Source organism: Marivita sp. NO-S04 (assembly GCF_059070475.1).
The window spans coordinates 2,416,903-2,432,327 of record NZ_CM180980.1 but is presented as its reverse complement, the minus strand read 5'-3'; the positions used below and the strand labels follow the sequence as shown (position 1 = coordinate 2,432,327).

General features: G+C 60.5%; 12 protein-coding genes and 1 riboswitch. Of the genes, 9 read left to right on the top strand and 3 right to left on the bottom strand.

Features of this window, described 5'->3' with window-relative positions; all coding sequences use genetic code 11:
- Positions 1 to 55 precede the first annotated feature (55 nt).
- The 3 genes from ACK3EW_RS12540 to ACK3EW_RS12530 are packed head-to-tail and all read right to left on the bottom strand — an operon-like array spanning position 56 to position 3,647.
- Positions 56 to 1,096 carry a substrate-binding domain-containing protein gene (locus ACK3EW_RS12540; RefSeq protein WP_493806485.1) on the bottom strand — a complete coding sequence of 347 codons (1,041 nt, stop codon included), beginning with the start codon at positions 1,094 to 1,096 and terminating at the stop codon, positions 56 to 58.
- A 26-nt stretch (positions 1,097 to 1,122) separates the two neighbouring features.
- The gene (locus ACK3EW_RS12535) at positions 1,123 to 2,133 is read right to left on the bottom strand and encodes an ABC transporter permease (RefSeq protein ID WP_439119407.1); all 1,011 of its coding nucleotides are present in this window, start codon (positions 2,131 to 2,133) and stop codon (positions 1,123 to 1,125) included.
- Positions 2,130 to 3,647 (bottom strand): sugar ABC transporter ATP-binding protein, encoded by a 1,518-nt coding sequence (locus ACK3EW_RS12530; protein ID WP_493806484.1) that lies wholly within the window; start codon positions 3,645 to 3,647, stop codon positions 2,130 to 2,132. The genes ACK3EW_RS12535 and ACK3EW_RS12530 overlap by 4 nt, the downstream gene beginning before the upstream one ends.
- Positions 3,648 to 3,775: 128 nt before the next feature.
- Between ACK3EW_RS12530 and mtnK the strand changes: the two genes are divergently transcribed.
- The 9 genes from mtnK (at position 3,776) to ACK3EW_RS12485 (ending at position 15,405) form a co-directional block, all read left to right on the top strand.
- Positions 3,776 to 5,035 (top strand): S-methyl-5-thioribose kinase, encoded by a 1,260-nt coding sequence (gene mtnK / locus ACK3EW_RS12525; RefSeq protein WP_493806483.1) that lies wholly within the window; start codon positions 3,776 to 3,778, stop codon positions 5,033 to 5,035.
- Entirely contained in the window at positions 5,032 to 6,135 is a 1,104-nt protein-coding gene (mtnA, locus tag ACK3EW_RS12520) for an S-methyl-5-thioribose-1-phosphate isomerase (RefSeq protein ID WP_493806482.1), read from the top strand. Before mtnK ends, mtnA begins: the two co-directional genes overlap by 4 nt.
- Before the next feature lie 9 nt (positions 6,136 to 6,144).
- Entirely contained in the window at positions 6,145 to 7,152 is a 1,008-nt protein-coding gene (locus ACK3EW_RS12515) for a sugar-binding transcriptional regulator (protein ID WP_493806481.1), read from the top strand.
- Positions 7,149 to 7,829 carry a class II aldolase/adducin family protein gene (locus ACK3EW_RS12510; RefSeq protein ID WP_493806480.1) on the top strand — a complete coding sequence of 227 codons (681 nt, stop codon included), beginning with the start codon at positions 7,149 to 7,151 and terminating at the stop codon, positions 7,827 to 7,829. Before ACK3EW_RS12515 ends, ACK3EW_RS12510 begins: the two co-directional genes overlap by 4 nt.
- A gap of 225 nt (positions 7,830 to 8,054) precedes the next feature.
- Positions 8,055 to 9,245 (top strand): FIST signal transduction protein, encoded by a 1,191-nt coding sequence (locus tag ACK3EW_RS12505; RefSeq protein ID WP_493806479.1) that lies wholly within the window; start codon positions 8,055 to 8,057, stop codon positions 9,243 to 9,245.
- A 148-nt stretch (positions 9,246 to 9,393) separates the two neighbouring features.
- Positions 9,394 to 9,531 (top strand): hypothetical protein, encoded by a 138-nt coding sequence (locus ACK3EW_RS12500; protein ID WP_493806478.1) that lies wholly within the window; start codon positions 9,394 to 9,396, stop codon positions 9,529 to 9,531.
- 9 nt (positions 9,532 to 9,540) lie between these two features.
- Complete coding sequence (locus ACK3EW_RS12495) at positions 9,541 to 13,356, top strand: hybrid sensor histidine kinase/response regulator (RefSeq protein WP_493806477.1); 3,816 nt, start codon at positions 9,541 to 9,543, stop codon at positions 13,354 to 13,356.
- Between the two features lie 3 nt (positions 13,357 to 13,359).
- Positions 13,360 to 13,974, top strand: a complete 615-nt coding sequence (locus ACK3EW_RS12490; RefSeq protein ID WP_493806476.1) for a response regulator — start codon at positions 13,360 to 13,362, stop codon at positions 13,972 to 13,974.
- A 200-nt stretch (positions 13,975 to 14,174) separates the two neighbouring features.
- Positions 14,175 to 14,279, top strand: a riboswitch (guanidine-I (ykkC/yxkD leader).
- A 79-nt stretch (positions 14,280 to 14,358) separates the two neighbouring features.
- Entirely contained in the window at positions 14,359 to 15,405 is a 1,047-nt protein-coding gene (locus ACK3EW_RS12485; protein WP_493806475.1) for a putative urea ABC transporter substrate-binding protein, read from the top strand.
- The last annotated feature ends 20 nt before the right edge of the window (positions 15,406 to 15,425 follow it).

Below are 15,425 nucleotides of genomic sequence, written 5' to 3'. Positions count from 1 at the left end.
CGGTCGAAAAAAGCAAAGCCCGACCCCAGGCTGGCAGGGGTCGGGCCTCGTTGTCTTAGCGCGGCGGCAGCGGCATCCAATCGGCCATCACCACATCCGCATGCTGGAATTGCGGCATCTTGGAGCCGAGGTCTTCCATGTTGCGAATGTCGTTGTCGGTCAGGAATGACTGCGTGATCAATGTCGGCGGCACAATCACGGACGCCCCCGGATTTTCACCTGTCAGCATGAGCGCCAATGCACGCACAGAGACTTCACCCACAACCGCCGGGTTGGTCGCCACGGTTGCTTTCCAGCCGCTGCCTGCCTCGCGCATCAGCGCGATGTCGGCGGTCGAGATGTCGGCGGAATAGATGCTCAAATCGCCCCCGATGCCCAATTCGTCTGCGGCGATCTTCACGCCTTTGGCGAACTCGTTATAGGGCGCGAAGAAGACCGAGATGTTCGGGTTTGCTTGCAAAGCTGCACGCGCCTGGTTGGCGTTGGCGTTTGCGATCGGGTTATCAAGCGTGCCGATACGCGCGGCCTCGGTGATACCGGAATTGGCGGCTTTCACCTCTTCCCAAGCGACATGGCGGCGATCCAGTGGGGCGATGCCGGGAACGTAGACGTAACCGGCGGCAAAGCTGTCACCGTTGTCGGCAATCGCCTGTTCCAGCGCCAATTTGCCCAGCAGGTAGTCGGACTGTTCGATTTGCGGAATGGCGTCGTTTTCGACATTCACGTCGAACGCGACAACTTTGATCCCGGCATCCACAGCACGCTGTGCTGCCTCACGCATGGATTCCGTCAGACCGTGCTGGATGATGATCCCGTCCACGCCTAAGGCGATGGCCTGATCCACCATGTCGGCCTGAAGTGCTGCGTCCTGACGGCTGTCGAGCACCCGCAGGTTGACCCCCAGCGCGGCGGCTTGGGACTCAACCCCCGACAGGTAGGCTTGGAAAAAGTCACCCGTCGACAGGTAGCGCACCAACGCAATGGTCACATCGCCGGGGTTGTCCAGTGGGGCGGGGGCGCTTTGCGCCGTGGCGGCACCCGCACCAAGCGCGAGGCTGGCTGCGCTCGCAAGGGCCATGAAGTGACGTCTCAGCATGATGATATCCTCCCTATCGCTGATTGTCAGTGTCCTGCGCCGCTGCGACGCGACGACAGGTAGAACGTAAATACAAGGGCTGCGACCAGAACCGCGCCCTTGACGAAGTCTTGTGTGTAGTAAGGCGCGTTCATCATGGTCATGCCTTGCAATAGGATGCCGACGAACAACGCGCCGATGGCTGTCCCAAACGCGTTGGGGCGGGCGGCGCCCAGAACTGCAAAGCCGATCAGCGCCGCTGCGACCGAGTCCAGCAACAGGTTGTTGCCACTGGCGATATCTCCGCGTCCCAGACGGGCGGCCAGCAGAATACCCCCGATGGACGCGGTCACGCCCGAGATCATGTAGGCGGCGATCTTGTAGCGGTTCACCGGTGTGCCAACTAGCGCGGCTGCGCGTTCGTTCGACCCGATAGCATACATCAGCCGTCCGTGGCGGGTGAAGCCCAAGAACAGCCAGATCAGAACGGCAATGCCGATGAAGATCACCACGGGCATGGGCAACAGACGTTCGATCACCACGTCGAACCGGTGACGGCCCAACCAAAGGAAGGCGGCGGAAAACGTGCCTTCGGCCACGGTGCCATCGGTGAGGGTCATGCCCGTGGCGATGGAATTGCCCTGCGTCGGGATGCGCTGCAGGCCGATCAGCAGGAACATCATGCCCAAAGTGGCAAGCAGGTCGGGCACGCGGAATTTCACGATCAACAGCCCGTTGATCAGCCCGACCAACGCGCCCATCGCCAGACACAGGAACACCGCCACGATGGTCGGGTGTTCAAGGATCACCATCGAATAGGCCGATAACATCAGCGCCGATGTCGCTACCGCGCCGATGGACAGATCAAACCCGCCCACCACAAGCGTGCAGGTCACGCCCAAAGCCAGAATGCCGGTGATCGCCACGGATTGCAGGACAAAAGCCGCCGATAGCGGGCCAAAGAAACCGGGCGCTGCGAGGCTGAAATAGACGATCAGCCCGAAAAGCAGGATCAGAAAGCCATAGCGAATGGCAAAGTCGAGAAGTCGGTCGTTCATGGATGTGTGCCCGTATCGGTCGATTGAGCCCCCGAGATATCCGCGACGAGTGCTCCGAGGTCGACATTCTGGTTCTTGTGTTCGCCAACGATGGCGCCTTCGTTCATCACGACAATCCGATCCGCGATCTCGAGCGCCTCGTCGATCTCGGCCAGAAACACGAGCGTCGCCCTCCCTTTGGCCGTGGCGCGGATGTGCCGCCCGATGTCGCGCCGCGCGCCGATGTCGACGCCTTGGAACGGTTCATCCAGAAGAAGCACCTTTGCCGGTTCCAGCAGCCAACGGGCAATCATCACCTTCTGCTGGTTGCCGCCCGACAGAGTGCCGATCCCGTCAGTGACCGATTGGCAGACGATGCCAAGCTGGCTGACCATCTCTTGCGCACGGGTTTTCTGGCGGCTTGCCCTGAGGAACGATCCGACGCTCAGACCTTTGAGAAAGGGCAGGGTCATGTTGTCAGCGATATCGAAGGCTGGGATCACGGCGTTGGTGCCCCGATCCTTTGGCGACATGAACACGCCCTGTGCTACCGCATCTTCGACCGAGCTTGGCGCGTAGTCCGCGCCGTTGATGCGAACGCTGCCGCTGGCAGGGCGGGCCATGCCGAAGAGGATCTCCGCCAACCGGCTTTTGCCGCTGCCCAGAAGGCCGACCAGTGCTACCACCTCGCCATCGCGTGCCTGCAGGTTGATGGGCGCGGCCCCTTGCGTGAGCCGCAGATCCGCAAGCTCCAGAACCGGCGCCGAGCCGCTTTGCACGGTCACATCTACCTCGGTCATGCGGTGCCCCAGCATGGCCGTCACGGCGGCTTCGTAGTCCAAGGGTTCTGTGTCGAACGTGCCCGAGATTGCGCCATCACGCATGACGATGATCCGGTCTGCAATTCGGCGAATGTCGGACATGCGGTGCGAGATGTAAAGGATCGCAACCCCCTGCGCGCGCAGCCGGTCGATCAGCGCGAACAATCGGTCCGCCTCGGTGGCCGAGAGCGAGGATGTTGGCTCATCGAGGATCAGCACCTTCGGCGCGCGGGCCATGGCGCGGGCGATGGCGATCATCTGGCGATCCGCAACCGACAGGTCCGATACGCGGGCGCGCAGGTTCACGTCGATTCCCATCTCGGCGGCGACCTTGGCGGCCTCGGCGCGCAAGTGACGTTCGCGCACGAAAAGCCCGTGGCTGCGTTCGACCAGACGGTCCAGCATCAGGTTGTTGGCCACGTCGAGATCGGGAATCACGCCGTCGTCGATGGATTGATGAACAGTGACCACACCCTGACGGATTGCGTCGGCTGCATCGGCAGGATCGAAGGGCTGACCAGCAAGGGACATGCTACCGCCATCGGCGCGGTGATGGCCGCACATCACCTTGACCAGCGTGGATTTGCCCGCACCGTTGGCCCCCATGAGTACGGTCACTGACCCCGGTTCCAAGGTCACATCAATCCCGCGCAATACATAGTTTTTTCCGAACGATTTTTGCAAATCGTTCACTTTGAGCGCATCCACGGACACTCGGTTCCTCCCCTTGGTGAGGTGACGGTAGGCGCGGAAGAATACATTTGTCAAATGATTTGACATAAGTGTAAATTGAAGGCTACGCACAGAGAGAATGTGCATTGGAGGAAACGGGGAGGCCACCCATGAGCGCAAGCACGACGTATGAAGCGCTGAGCGTGGAGACATTGCCGGACCGTCTAAAAGACGTCGCCGCGTTGGCGTCAAAGGTGGGTGCGGACCACGCGACTTGGCAGGTGCAAGAGGTCGGAGACGGCAACCTGAACCTCGTCTTCATCGTGACCGGGCCGCTCGGCAAGGCCGTCGTGAAACAAGCGCTGCCCTATGTCCGACTGGTCGGGGACAGCTGGCCGCTGCCGCTTTACCGTGCGTTCTATGAATACCACGCGCTGACCCGGCAGGCGGCACGTGATCCCGGTTCGGTGCCTGAAATTTTCTATTTCGACGAGGCGCAGGCACTGGTCGTGATGGAGTTTCTGTCACCCCACCTGATCCTGCGCCGCAAGTTGATTGCGGGTGAACAGGTCGACGGGCTGGCGGACTTCCTTGGCAAGTTCTGCGCCCGCACCGCATTTCGCGGGTCTGAATTGTCGATGAAAAGCGGTGACAAGAAAGCGGATGTGGCGCTGTTTGCGGGCAATGTGGACATCCCCGCGATCACGGAAGCGCTGGTCTTTACCGATCCCTATTTCAGCGCCGAAATGAACCACCACACCGAGGGTCTGGACCCGGTCGTCAAACGCCTCCGGTCTGATGTTGCGCTCAAGGTGAAGGTGCAGCAGGCGTTGCAGCGGTTTGTGTCCAACACCGAAACCATGGTGCATGGCGATCTGCATTCGGGGTCGATCATGTCGACGGGCAGCGAAAGCCGGGTGATCGACCCGGAATTCGCCCAATACGGGCCGATTGGGTTCGATATTGGCATGCTCTGCGCGAATTTCCTGATGGCCTATTTCAGTCAGCCCGCCCACCGGGGTGAGGATCTGGCCGACTATCAAGAGTGGATTCTGGGCGTGATCGAAGAGGTCTGCACGACCTTCGAGACCGAGTTCCGCCACCTCTGGGCAACTGAGCGGACGGGCATCTTGTACCCCGCCAGCCTGTTTGAGGATCAGGGTCACGACAGCACCCCCGCCTGCGATGCGGTTCTCGCGGGCATCTGGCGCGACGCATGGGCGGTCTGCGGGATCGAAATGCACCGCCGCTGCCTGTCGCTGGCCCATAATGCCGATTTCGAAGACATCGCCGACCCGGCGGTGCGGGCACCTTTAGAAGCGCGCAACCTGCTGATGGGTGCGGAACTGATCCACGAGGCCGACAGGCTGGCCAATGCCAGCGCGGTCTGCGCCATCGCGCGGGACTTCAACGGAAAGGACGTCCTATGAAGATCGACGGAACACATTACCGCTCGCTGTGGTGGAACCACGAGAAGTCCGTTCTCGAGATCATCGACCAACGCTGGTTGCCGCATGAGTTCCGGGTGATCCCGGTGGTGACAATGCAGGACTATGCCGATGCGATCTACGAGATGCGCGTTCGCGGCGCGCCATTGATCGGGGCCACGGCGGCTTATGGAATGGCACTCGCGATGGCAGAGGATGCGTCCGATGCCAACATGGATGCGGCTTGGACGTTTCTGGAAAAGACCCGACCCACGGCGATCAACCTGCGTTGGGCGTTGGACCGCTGCCGTGCGGCGCTGCGCCCTTTGGCGGAAGGCGACCGTGCTGCGGCAGCCTTGGCGCTGGCGCATGAGATTGCGGATGAGGACGTCGAGATCAACCGCCGGATCGGGGAAAATGGTCTGGCCATCATCCGTGAAATCGCTGCCAAGAAACCGGCTGGTGAGCCGGTGCGCCTGCTCACCCATTGCAATGCGGGATGGTTGGCGACGGTGGACTGGGGTACGGCGACCAGCCCGATGTATCAGGCGCATGATGCGGGCATTGCCCTGCATGTCTGGGTCGATGAAACCCGCCCCCGTAATCAGGGCGCGCTGACCTCGTGGGAATTGGGCAAACACGGCGTGCCGCACACCTATATCACCGACAATGCGGGCGGGCATCTGATGCAGCACGGGATGGTGGACATGGTCATCACCGGCACTGACCGGACAACGCGGCAAGGTGATGTGTGCAACAAGATCGGCACCTATCTCAAGGCGCTCGCGGCAAAGGACAACAACGTGCCGTTCTACGTGGCGCTGCCGTCACCAACGATTGACTGGACGGTGACGGATGGTGTCGCCGAAATTCCCATCGAAGAGCGCAATGCATACGAGGTGACCCATGTTCAGGGTGTTCTGGACGGTGGCGGGATCGGTACGGTTCAGGTCACACCCGAAGGCACACCCGGCGGCAACCCCGCGTTTGATGTGACGCCGAACCGTCTGGTCACCGGGCTGATTACTGAACGTGGGGTCTGCGATGCGTCGGCCGATGGGCTTGCGGGGCTTTTCCCCGAATTCGCCCGCGCGGCAGAGTAGGGCACCCTGATGCCGGCAACCCCGCTTGGCAAAATGCGCATTGCGTCGGCGGATGCAGCACGGATGCCGGCACGGGACGACGCGCCCTATATCGAGGCGGCGTGGCTTTACTATCACGACGGTCTGAACCAGAACGACATCGCCGAACGCATGCGGATCAGCCGCGCGTCAGTGGTCAATTACCTCAACGAGGCGCGCAACCGGGGCTGGGTGCGGGTGCATATGGACAGCGATGTGTTCAAGGGGCACCGGCTGGCCGAGGAACTGTGCGCCGCCTACGGGCTGACCGAAGCGATGGTTGTACCGGACGACCCGGTAGACCCGGTGGGCGCGGCTGCGAGCATCGCACGCGTCACACGGGCGGCGGCCGATTGGTTGCCGCGCCTTTTGGAACCTGGCGACCGGCTGGGCGTGTCTTGGGGGGCTACGGTCTACCAGATGGCACAGCAAGTGCCGAACACGCCAATGGCGGACTTGTCTGTGATCCAGCTTTTGGGGTCGCGGCCCGCCGCGTTGGGTTTTGCCGCCGAGGCCTGTACGGCGATCCTTGCGCAGCGTTTGGGTGGCGAATGCATCAACTTCCACGCGCCGTTGGTCTTGTCGAACAAGGCGCTGCGCGACGCGTTGTGTGATGAGCCGGTGGTGCGCGACCAGCTTGATGCGCTGGCGACCTGCAACAAGACGGTGCTGGCCTGTGGCACCTGCGATGCTGACGCTCATGTCGTGCGCAGCGGTATTCTTTCACCCGAAGAGATTGCGGAATATCGGGCCAAAGGGGCTGTCGGCGTGATCTGTGGCCGACTGATCGACGGGCAGGGCAGACCTGTCGTATCGGCGGTGGAAGAGCGAATGATCGGTGTGTCGCTTGACCAGATGCGCGGCAAGGACATGGCCTTGCTGGTGGCTGCTGGTCCCGGCCGGGCGCTTCCGGCGCGCGCCGCGATGAAGGGTGGTTTTGTAACCCATCTGGCGACCAGCACGCGGGTTGCGGAAGAACTTTTGGAGATGACCTCATGACGCCTGCCGCGCCCTTGCCGGACAGCACCGAAACACGACAGGCGTTGATCGACGCGTGCCTGTGGATGAACGAACGGCATATCAATCAGGGCACGTCGGGCAATATCTCGGCCCGAACCCAGGCTGGTATCCTGATCACGCCGTCTGGTGTGCCATACGAAGACCTGACACCTGATCTGATGGTGACGATCCCCATAGAGGGTCATCCCGCAGGGACCGGGTTGAAGCCGTCTTCGGAATGGCCGTTTCACCAAGCCCTGCATCAAACGCGTCCGGATATGCCGGTCGTGCTGCATGCACATCCGCCCTATTGCAGTGTTCTTGCCGTGCAACGCCGCGCCATCCCGGCCTGCCACTACATGATTGCTGCTTTTGGCGGAAACAGCGTGCCGTTGGCCGACTACGCCCTGTTCGGAAGCCCCGATCTCTGTGCCAACATGGCCACGATCATGGCGGATCGGCATGGGTGTCTCATGGCAAACCACGGTGCCACGGTTCTGGGCGAGAGCATCGACAAGGCGCGGTGGCGGTTGGAGGAGTTGGAAACCCTTGCACGGACCTACCTGTTCAGCAGCATCGGTGGCGCGCCGCATATCCTGTCAGATGCCGAGATTGCCGAGGTTCTTGTTGCGTTTCAGAGTTACGGACCGCGCGCTGTCGAGGACACAAAGGGCTGACGGGAACAAGGCCGCGTTCGGATGGTGCTGCTGCCCGGAGTTACCCCCTTTCGGACAGGGGCATGCCCTTTCGCACCTGCGTCCACGCTTGCGGCCTATTAACGCTCTCTATATAATTTCGACGCTGCATTTAGAACTTTGGGCTTATGCTTTTGTGCAATGGTGCTTTTGCCGGATTTGGCTAGAATTCACACTTTCGAAAAATGCTCTCAAATGGACGAGATAATGCACTTTTTTTCTGCTCAGTCGACAGCCGGGACCGTGTCCGGAGGGGTCGCTGAGATTGCCGCACAGATTGAAAGCTGCGGTTTTGGAACCCCTGATTTCGTAGCCCTGCATTTTGGTGTAGGTCTTGATGCGGCAGAGCTTCACGATGCGGCGCGATCCGCATTTGGTGTCACGGCGCTGCATGGTGGATCGTCATGTCTGGGCATCATGGGGGCTGCCGGGGTCGATATCGGTGGGTCCGGTTTGGGGGCCTTTGCCATTTGGGACGCCAAGGGCAGCTTTGGGACCAGCTCGGTCGATCTGGGCGACAACGCCGAAGCGGCAGCACAAAGGGCAGGGCTTGCCGCGTTGGAGCATGCCGGTCGTCCCGGAGAAATTCCGGAAATGGTCTGGATCACTGTGGCGCCTGGCTGCGAAGAACAGGTGATCGCTGGCTTGCGATCTGTTGTCGGTGCGGACACGCTGATCGTTGGCGGCAGTTCCGCAGACAATGACGTGAGCGGAAAGTGGGCGCAGTTCGGCCCCGATGCGCTGCACTCGAATGGCTTGGTCATAACGGTTCTGTTCCCGTCTGTTCCCGTCGCGTCGGTCTATCAAAGTGGCTATGCGCCGACAGGGGCCAACGGTGTTGTCACCCGCGTTGAGGGGCGCCGCGTGTTCGAGATCGACCATCGGCCTGCGTCCGAGGTTTTGCACGACTGGAGCGGTGGCGCTGTGTCTCTGGCTGATGAAGAACCGCATTCGATCTTGGCTGAGGCAACGCTTTGGCCGCTTGGTCGGGTGACCCGGAAGGTTGCCGGGGTTCCGTTTCACCTGCTGGCGCATCCCGCTGTGGCCCATACAGATGGTGCGATTGATCTGTTTGCCTCGGTGTTCGAAGGTGACCGCCTGTGGCAGATGCAAGGGTCTGCCGACAGTCTGGTCGCACGGGCGGGCCGTGTCGCGGCACAATCCAGACAGAATGCTGGAAACCAGATTTCCGGGGCGCTTGTGGTCTATTGCGGCGGCTGCATGCTGGCGGTCCGCGACCGCATGGAAGAAGTCTCGGCCGGGATCAAGGCCGAGCTGGGTGACATTCCTTGGTTGGGCGTTTTCACGTTCGGTGAGCAGGGGGCACCGGCTGGGGACGTCGCGAAACACGGCAATCTGATGATTTCCTGTACAGTGTTCAGTGCCGATGACGTGTGATAATCAATGACAACCCCGAGCGGTCGCGATGTCGATGGCCGGGGAATGTTCATAGTGCAAGTCGGAATCGAAGATTCTTGCTCTTTGTGTTCGAGTTTTGTGGGGTGGTTGAGAAAAAAATTAATGCGGTGACACACGGACCCGAGGCATGAGTGGCGAAACCCAAGACCACATGATTTCGAAAAACCTCTACGAGAGCGAAAAGCAGGCGCGGCTTGACGCTGAAAAGCTCTTGGAGGCCAAGAACCAAGAAATCCAGGAAATGAACAACCGCCTCATGGCCTAAGCCGAGGCGGTGCGGTCTGCCCTTGCCGACACAGAGGCGGTGCGCCTGCGCGAGACTGCGGCGCTCAAGGAACGCCTGATCCTGTCCGAAGCGCTCAAGGCGCTGACGGGTAAGTCCGGTGCGGACGAGGCGATGCAGGCGCTGCTTGATGTGTTGAAACGCGACATCGGCGGACGGGACTGCTTTTTTGTGCAGGCCGAAGGCGACCAAACGGTCGTTTCTGTATGTGCCGACCGGACCAATCAAGGGCATGCCTTGCCTTTGCCTGCTGCATTGATTGACAGACCGCGGCGGATCGCCAAGTTGCCGTCGTTGATTGACGGCTTTAGCTGGCCCGGCGGTGTGGAAGAGCCAGCCTCCACGATGATCGTGCCGCTTGAGCTTCGGGACGAAAAGCCCGGTGCAATTGTTCTTGGGTGCAAGCTTGCGAACCGGTACTCTTCCGGCGATTTCAGAACGCTGGAACAGGTGGCAAAACTGGCCGCGCAAGCGCTGCTGGCACTGCGCGCGGCACGGCGCAACGAATTGCTGCTGGCGCTGATCGAAGGCAAACCGCTCGAACATTCCGAGGCGGTGCTCGATGCGCCACTCGAAGTGGTACATAATGCCTTTTCCCGCCTGACAGAGATGCAGGGGCAGGTGGTCGGCATCCTTGACGATTTGCTTGGGTCACCTTTGCACGCGATCGACAGCGCGATCGACAAGGCGCTGGCGCGCATGGGCGCGCTGACCGATACCGACAGAGTGTATGTGTTTTGCCTCAGGCCCGAGGGCGATTTCATCGACAACACCCATGAATGGTGCGCATCGGGGATCGAACCGGCACGGGATATTCTGCAGAACATCCCGGCCGATATGATCGACCACAGGCGTGCTGCCTTCGATGCTGGCGACGATATTCTGATCCCGGATGTTGTGGCCATGCCCGACGATGCGCCGGAAAAGGAATTGTTGACCGAGCAGGGCATCCGGTCGTTGCTTGCGGTGCCGATGGTCGAGCACGGCATATTTCGCGGCTTTGTCGGGTTTGATGCGGTCCGTGCATTGCGCACCTTCCTGCCGGGCGAGGTATACCTGATCCGATCCATCGCGAAAGTGATCGTGTCGGTTCTGGCCCGGCGGGATGCCGAGGAAAAGCTGGTCAGGGCCCATGCTAAAACGGTGTCGCAGCGCACGCGACTTGAAGCGGTCCTTTCGGCGATGCCGGACCTGATCGTCGAGCTTGATCGCGAGGGACGGTTTGTGTCGTGGCATTCAGGTGCGATCCTGATCCCTGACGAGATGTTCGCCGCCTTCGTCAACCGCACGTTGGAAGAGCGACTTGAGCCAGAATTGGCGCGCAGCCTACGGTCCAAACTTGAAGAGTTGGATGCGGGCGCTCGGATGGTCAGCCAAACATTCGAAATCAAAGCTGGCTTGCCCATGTTGGGTTGGTGGCAAATGACCGCGTCGGCCATCGGAGAGCAGGGCTACCTGCTGGCCTTGCGGGACATCTCGGAAGATCGCCAGAAGGCTGCACAAATCGAGCGTTTGTCGGAAATAGCGCGTCGCACGACCAACCTTGTCGTTGTCACTGATGCCAACCGACGGATTGAATGGGTTAACACAGCGTTTGAACGAACAACGGGTTACAAGCTGCAAGATGTCGTGGGTCGCAACCCCGGTACGTTCTTGCAATCCGAGAACACCGACCAAGCGACAGTTGCAAAGATACGCGCTGCCCTGAACAACGGCAAACCGGTTCAGGTTGAACTGCTGAACAAATCACGCAGCGGTCGGGAATACTGGCTGTCGCTCGACATTCAACCAATGCATGACGAAAGCGGTGCGGTTGAACGATATCTGGCGGTCGAGGTCGATATCACCCACCGGCGTGAACAGGCCGAGTCGCTGCGTCGGGCCGCGGCAGAAGCTGCTGCGGCGCGCGCCAATCTTGAGAAGGCGGTCGAAGCCTTGCGCGATGCGTTTGTGCTGTACGACGCCGATGATCGGCTTGTGATCTGCAACAGCCGGTTTCGCCAGATCTATGCGCTTTCCGCTCCTGCGATCGTGGCCGGGGCAAGTTTCGAAAGCATCATGCGATACGGTCTTGAGGTCGGCCAATTCCCCGATGCCATCGGGCACGAGGAGGAGTGGCTTGCTGATCGTTTGGCCCAGCACAGCGAACCGAACCGCGAGTTCGAACAATTGCTGCCGGATGGAACATGGCTGCGAGTGTTCGAAAAAGCCATGCCGGACGGCGGCCGTGTGGAACTGCGCGTCGATATCACCGAACTCAAACTGTCCGAGCAGCGCGCCCTTGCGGATCGGGCCGCCGCCATGGAAGCCAGTCTGGACGGGATCGCCATCACCGATGCCGATGGCATCTTCACATACACCAACCGCGCGCATTTCGAGATGTTCGGTTACGCGACCGAAGCCGATTTTGTGGGGCAGCATTGGTCCAAACTCTATCGTCCCGACGAGGTTGAATGGTTACAAGCCAACGCCATGCCGGCCATTGAGCGGGATGGCGGCTGGTCCGGTGAAATCCTTGGTTTGGCCAAAGACGGAAGCCCCGTCGATCAGGACGTGTCATTGACGGTGAACGAAGATGGCGGGTTGCTTTGCATCACGCGGGATATCTCTGCGCGGCGGTTCGAACGGGCCGAACGGGAACGTCTTCTGAATGAATTGCAACTGGCGCAACGCCGCGAGATGATCGGCCAGATGGCGGCCGGACTGGCGCATGATTTCAATAACCTGCTTGCCATCATATCGGGAGGGGCGTCGCTCATCATTGAAGCGACCGACGATGACAGCCCGACGGCAATCGGTGCATCCCGGATTCTTGCGGCGTCCGATCAGGCGGCGGGATTGGTCAAGCGGCTGCTGACGCTGGGCGCGCGTCAATCCGAGCGCGTCAATCTTGATCTTCGGCGTCCGGTTCAGGAAGCGGCGGAGCTGGTGCGATCAAGCCTGCGTGCGCCCGCGCGTCTGTCTTTGACTGTGCCGCCCGATCCTGTCGACGCCTTGGCCGATCCTACGGACGTTCTGCAACTGCTGCTCAATCTCGCGATCAATGCGCGTGATGCTTTGGGCGGGGCTCCGGGCACGATTGCCATCCGGCTTGCCCCTGTAGAACACGGTTCGAACCCGGTCCCGATGACCGTTGGCCGGATCGATCCGGCGCGACGCTATGCGTGCCTCATGGTCGAAGATGACGGCCCCGGCATGCCGCCCGATGTCGCCGAGCGGATACTCACCCCCTATTTCAGCACCAAAGGCGACATGGGTACTGGGCTGGGTCTGGCCGTGGTGTCATCGGTGATCGAGGACAATGGCGGTGCGATGCGGCTCACCACCAAGCCGGGCGAGGGCACGAGGTTCGACGTGTATTGGCCAGTGGACGCAGTGGTCACGGCCAAGACCTCGTCCGTCTCGGCAAAAGATGCGACTGGTCGACTTGATGGGCAGATGATCCTTGTCGTCGACGATCAGCCAGAAGTGCTGGATGTCATCACCGCCTATCTCGAAGCTGCGGGCGCCGAGGTTGCCGCCACAACCGATCCGTTCGATATTCTTGATGCGTTGCGCGAAGAGCCGGGCACTTGGGATTTGCTGGTGACGGATTTCGACATGCCGTCCATGACCGGCGCGCAACTGGCAGAAACCGCGAAAGATATCGCGCCGGGATTGCCGATTGTCCTTGTTACCGCCTTGGCGGGAGAAGCCGGACGGTCCGGTGCCTTGTTTGACGATGTCTTGCCCAAACCGATCGATCGCCATTCGCTTGTACTGCAATGTGAATTGGCTCTAATGTCCTCCATCGGCCAGCAAGAGTAAGGCATGCGGGTTCTAATTGCAGACGATCAAGAGATGTTGCGCGAGCTTTTCGATGCGATGCTGTCCCGCGATGGGGTTGCGGTGTCGCTTGCCGACTGTCTCGAAGCTGCGCTGGCAATCGTTGAGGACAACGCGGCGTTCGATCTGATCCTTCTTGATTACAATATGCCCGGCATGAACGGGGTGGACGGCATCCGCCGGACCCTCGAGCAAGGCAAAGGCGCGCCTGTCGCTTTGATGTCGGGCAACCTGCCGCAACATATCGTGCATGACGCGCTGCAAGCCGGAGCGGTTGGTTTCCTTCCCAAAAAGCTGCCGCCGAAAAGTTATCTTGAGGCCATTCGCGCCATGGCAGCCGGTCAAACCGTCAACTTGCTGGACGACCGACCCAGCGACACTGCCTCCGTGCCACCAGCCTCCGGAGGTCAGGTTTTGACTTCTCGCGAAGCACTGGTGCTCAAACACCTTGCCACCGGGAAGCCGGCGGCAGAAATAGCGGCGGAAATGGACCTCAAAAGCGTGACCGTGAATTTTGTCGTCAAAACGCTGTGCCGCAAATTCGATGTCGCGACCGCGGATGACGCCGTCGCCCATGCAAGAAAAGCCGGCTTGCTGTAAGTCAGCATGAAGCCGACCCCCTTCACACCTGCAAGGCAACACCGGCGGCCATCTTCCCGTATGCGCCATTATCTTCCTTGTCTGCGGTGTTTATGATCACGGACTGAACAGCGCGCTCAATCAATGGGCAGAGGGCTGCATTCCGGTGGCGCATCTGTTTCAGTTCTTGTCCGATCCAATCGTCATGGGGTTCGGTGAAGTTGCAGGATGTCTAGGGTTCCGCGTTTCACGCACGGTCTGGTCCGAGAGATATCGCTGTTCGGTCAATCCCGAACAGTACACGGCGGGGCAAAATCCCGGGAGGCTACTGCGCTGGTTTGACCCGCGCTCCGACGATGCCCTCCACGCGGTCAATCCATTGTGAAAACCTGATGGGGACCGAAAATGAACAAGCTTGTAACCACAACTGCCCTTGCTCTTTGCCTTGCGACCGGTGCTGTCGCGCAAGAGAAAACCGATTTCCGCGTCGCGTGGTCGATCTATGTCGGCTGGATGCCTTGGGGCTATCTTGAAGACAGCGGCATCATGGACAAATGGGCCGACAAATACGGCATCGATGTCGAGATCGTGCAGATCAACGACTATATCGAGTCGATCAACCAATACACCGCCGGTCAATTCGATGGCGTGTCCGCCACCAACATGGACACGCTTTCCATTCCGTCGGGCGGGGGTGTCGATACGACCGCGTTGATCGTCGGCGACTATTCCAACGGCAATGATGCGGTGATCCTCAAGGGCGAGGGCGATCTGACCACGCTTGCGGGCAAGCCGGTGAACCTCGTGGAATTGTCCGTGTCGCATTACCTGCTGGCGCGGGGGCTGGACAGCGTGGGCCTGTCCGAAGCCGATCTGGCCGGGGTCATCAACACCTCGGATGCCGACATGATCGCGGCCTTCGCCACCAGCGATGTCGAAGCGGTGGTCACATGGAACCCGCTGGTGTCGTCCATTCTGGAAACTCCGGGGGCCAACGCGGTCTTCGACAGTTCGGACATTCCCGGCGAGATCATCGACCTCATGGTGGTGAATACAGAAACGCTGGAGGCCAACCCGGATTTCGGCAAGGCGCTTGTCGGCGCATGGTACGAAGTCATGGGCCTTATGGCTGCAGGTGACGAGGCTGTCCTGACCGCTATGGCGGACGCATCGGGAACTGATCTGGCAGGCTACAAGGCGCAGCTGGACTCCACCGAGATGTTCTACAATCCCGCCGCCGCCGTCGCCTTCACCGAAAGCGCAGAGCTGCCGCAGACGATGGTCAACGTCGCAGAGTTCCTCTTTGACAAGGGAATCCTTGGAGAAGGTGCACCGTCGGCGGATTTCGTCGGCGTCGCTTATCCGGACGGGACGGTCACGGGGGACGCCAACAATGTGCGCTTCCGCTTTGACACGACCTACATGCAAATGGCTGCCGACGGCAGCCTCTAAGGATAAGCCGTCACGCCTGC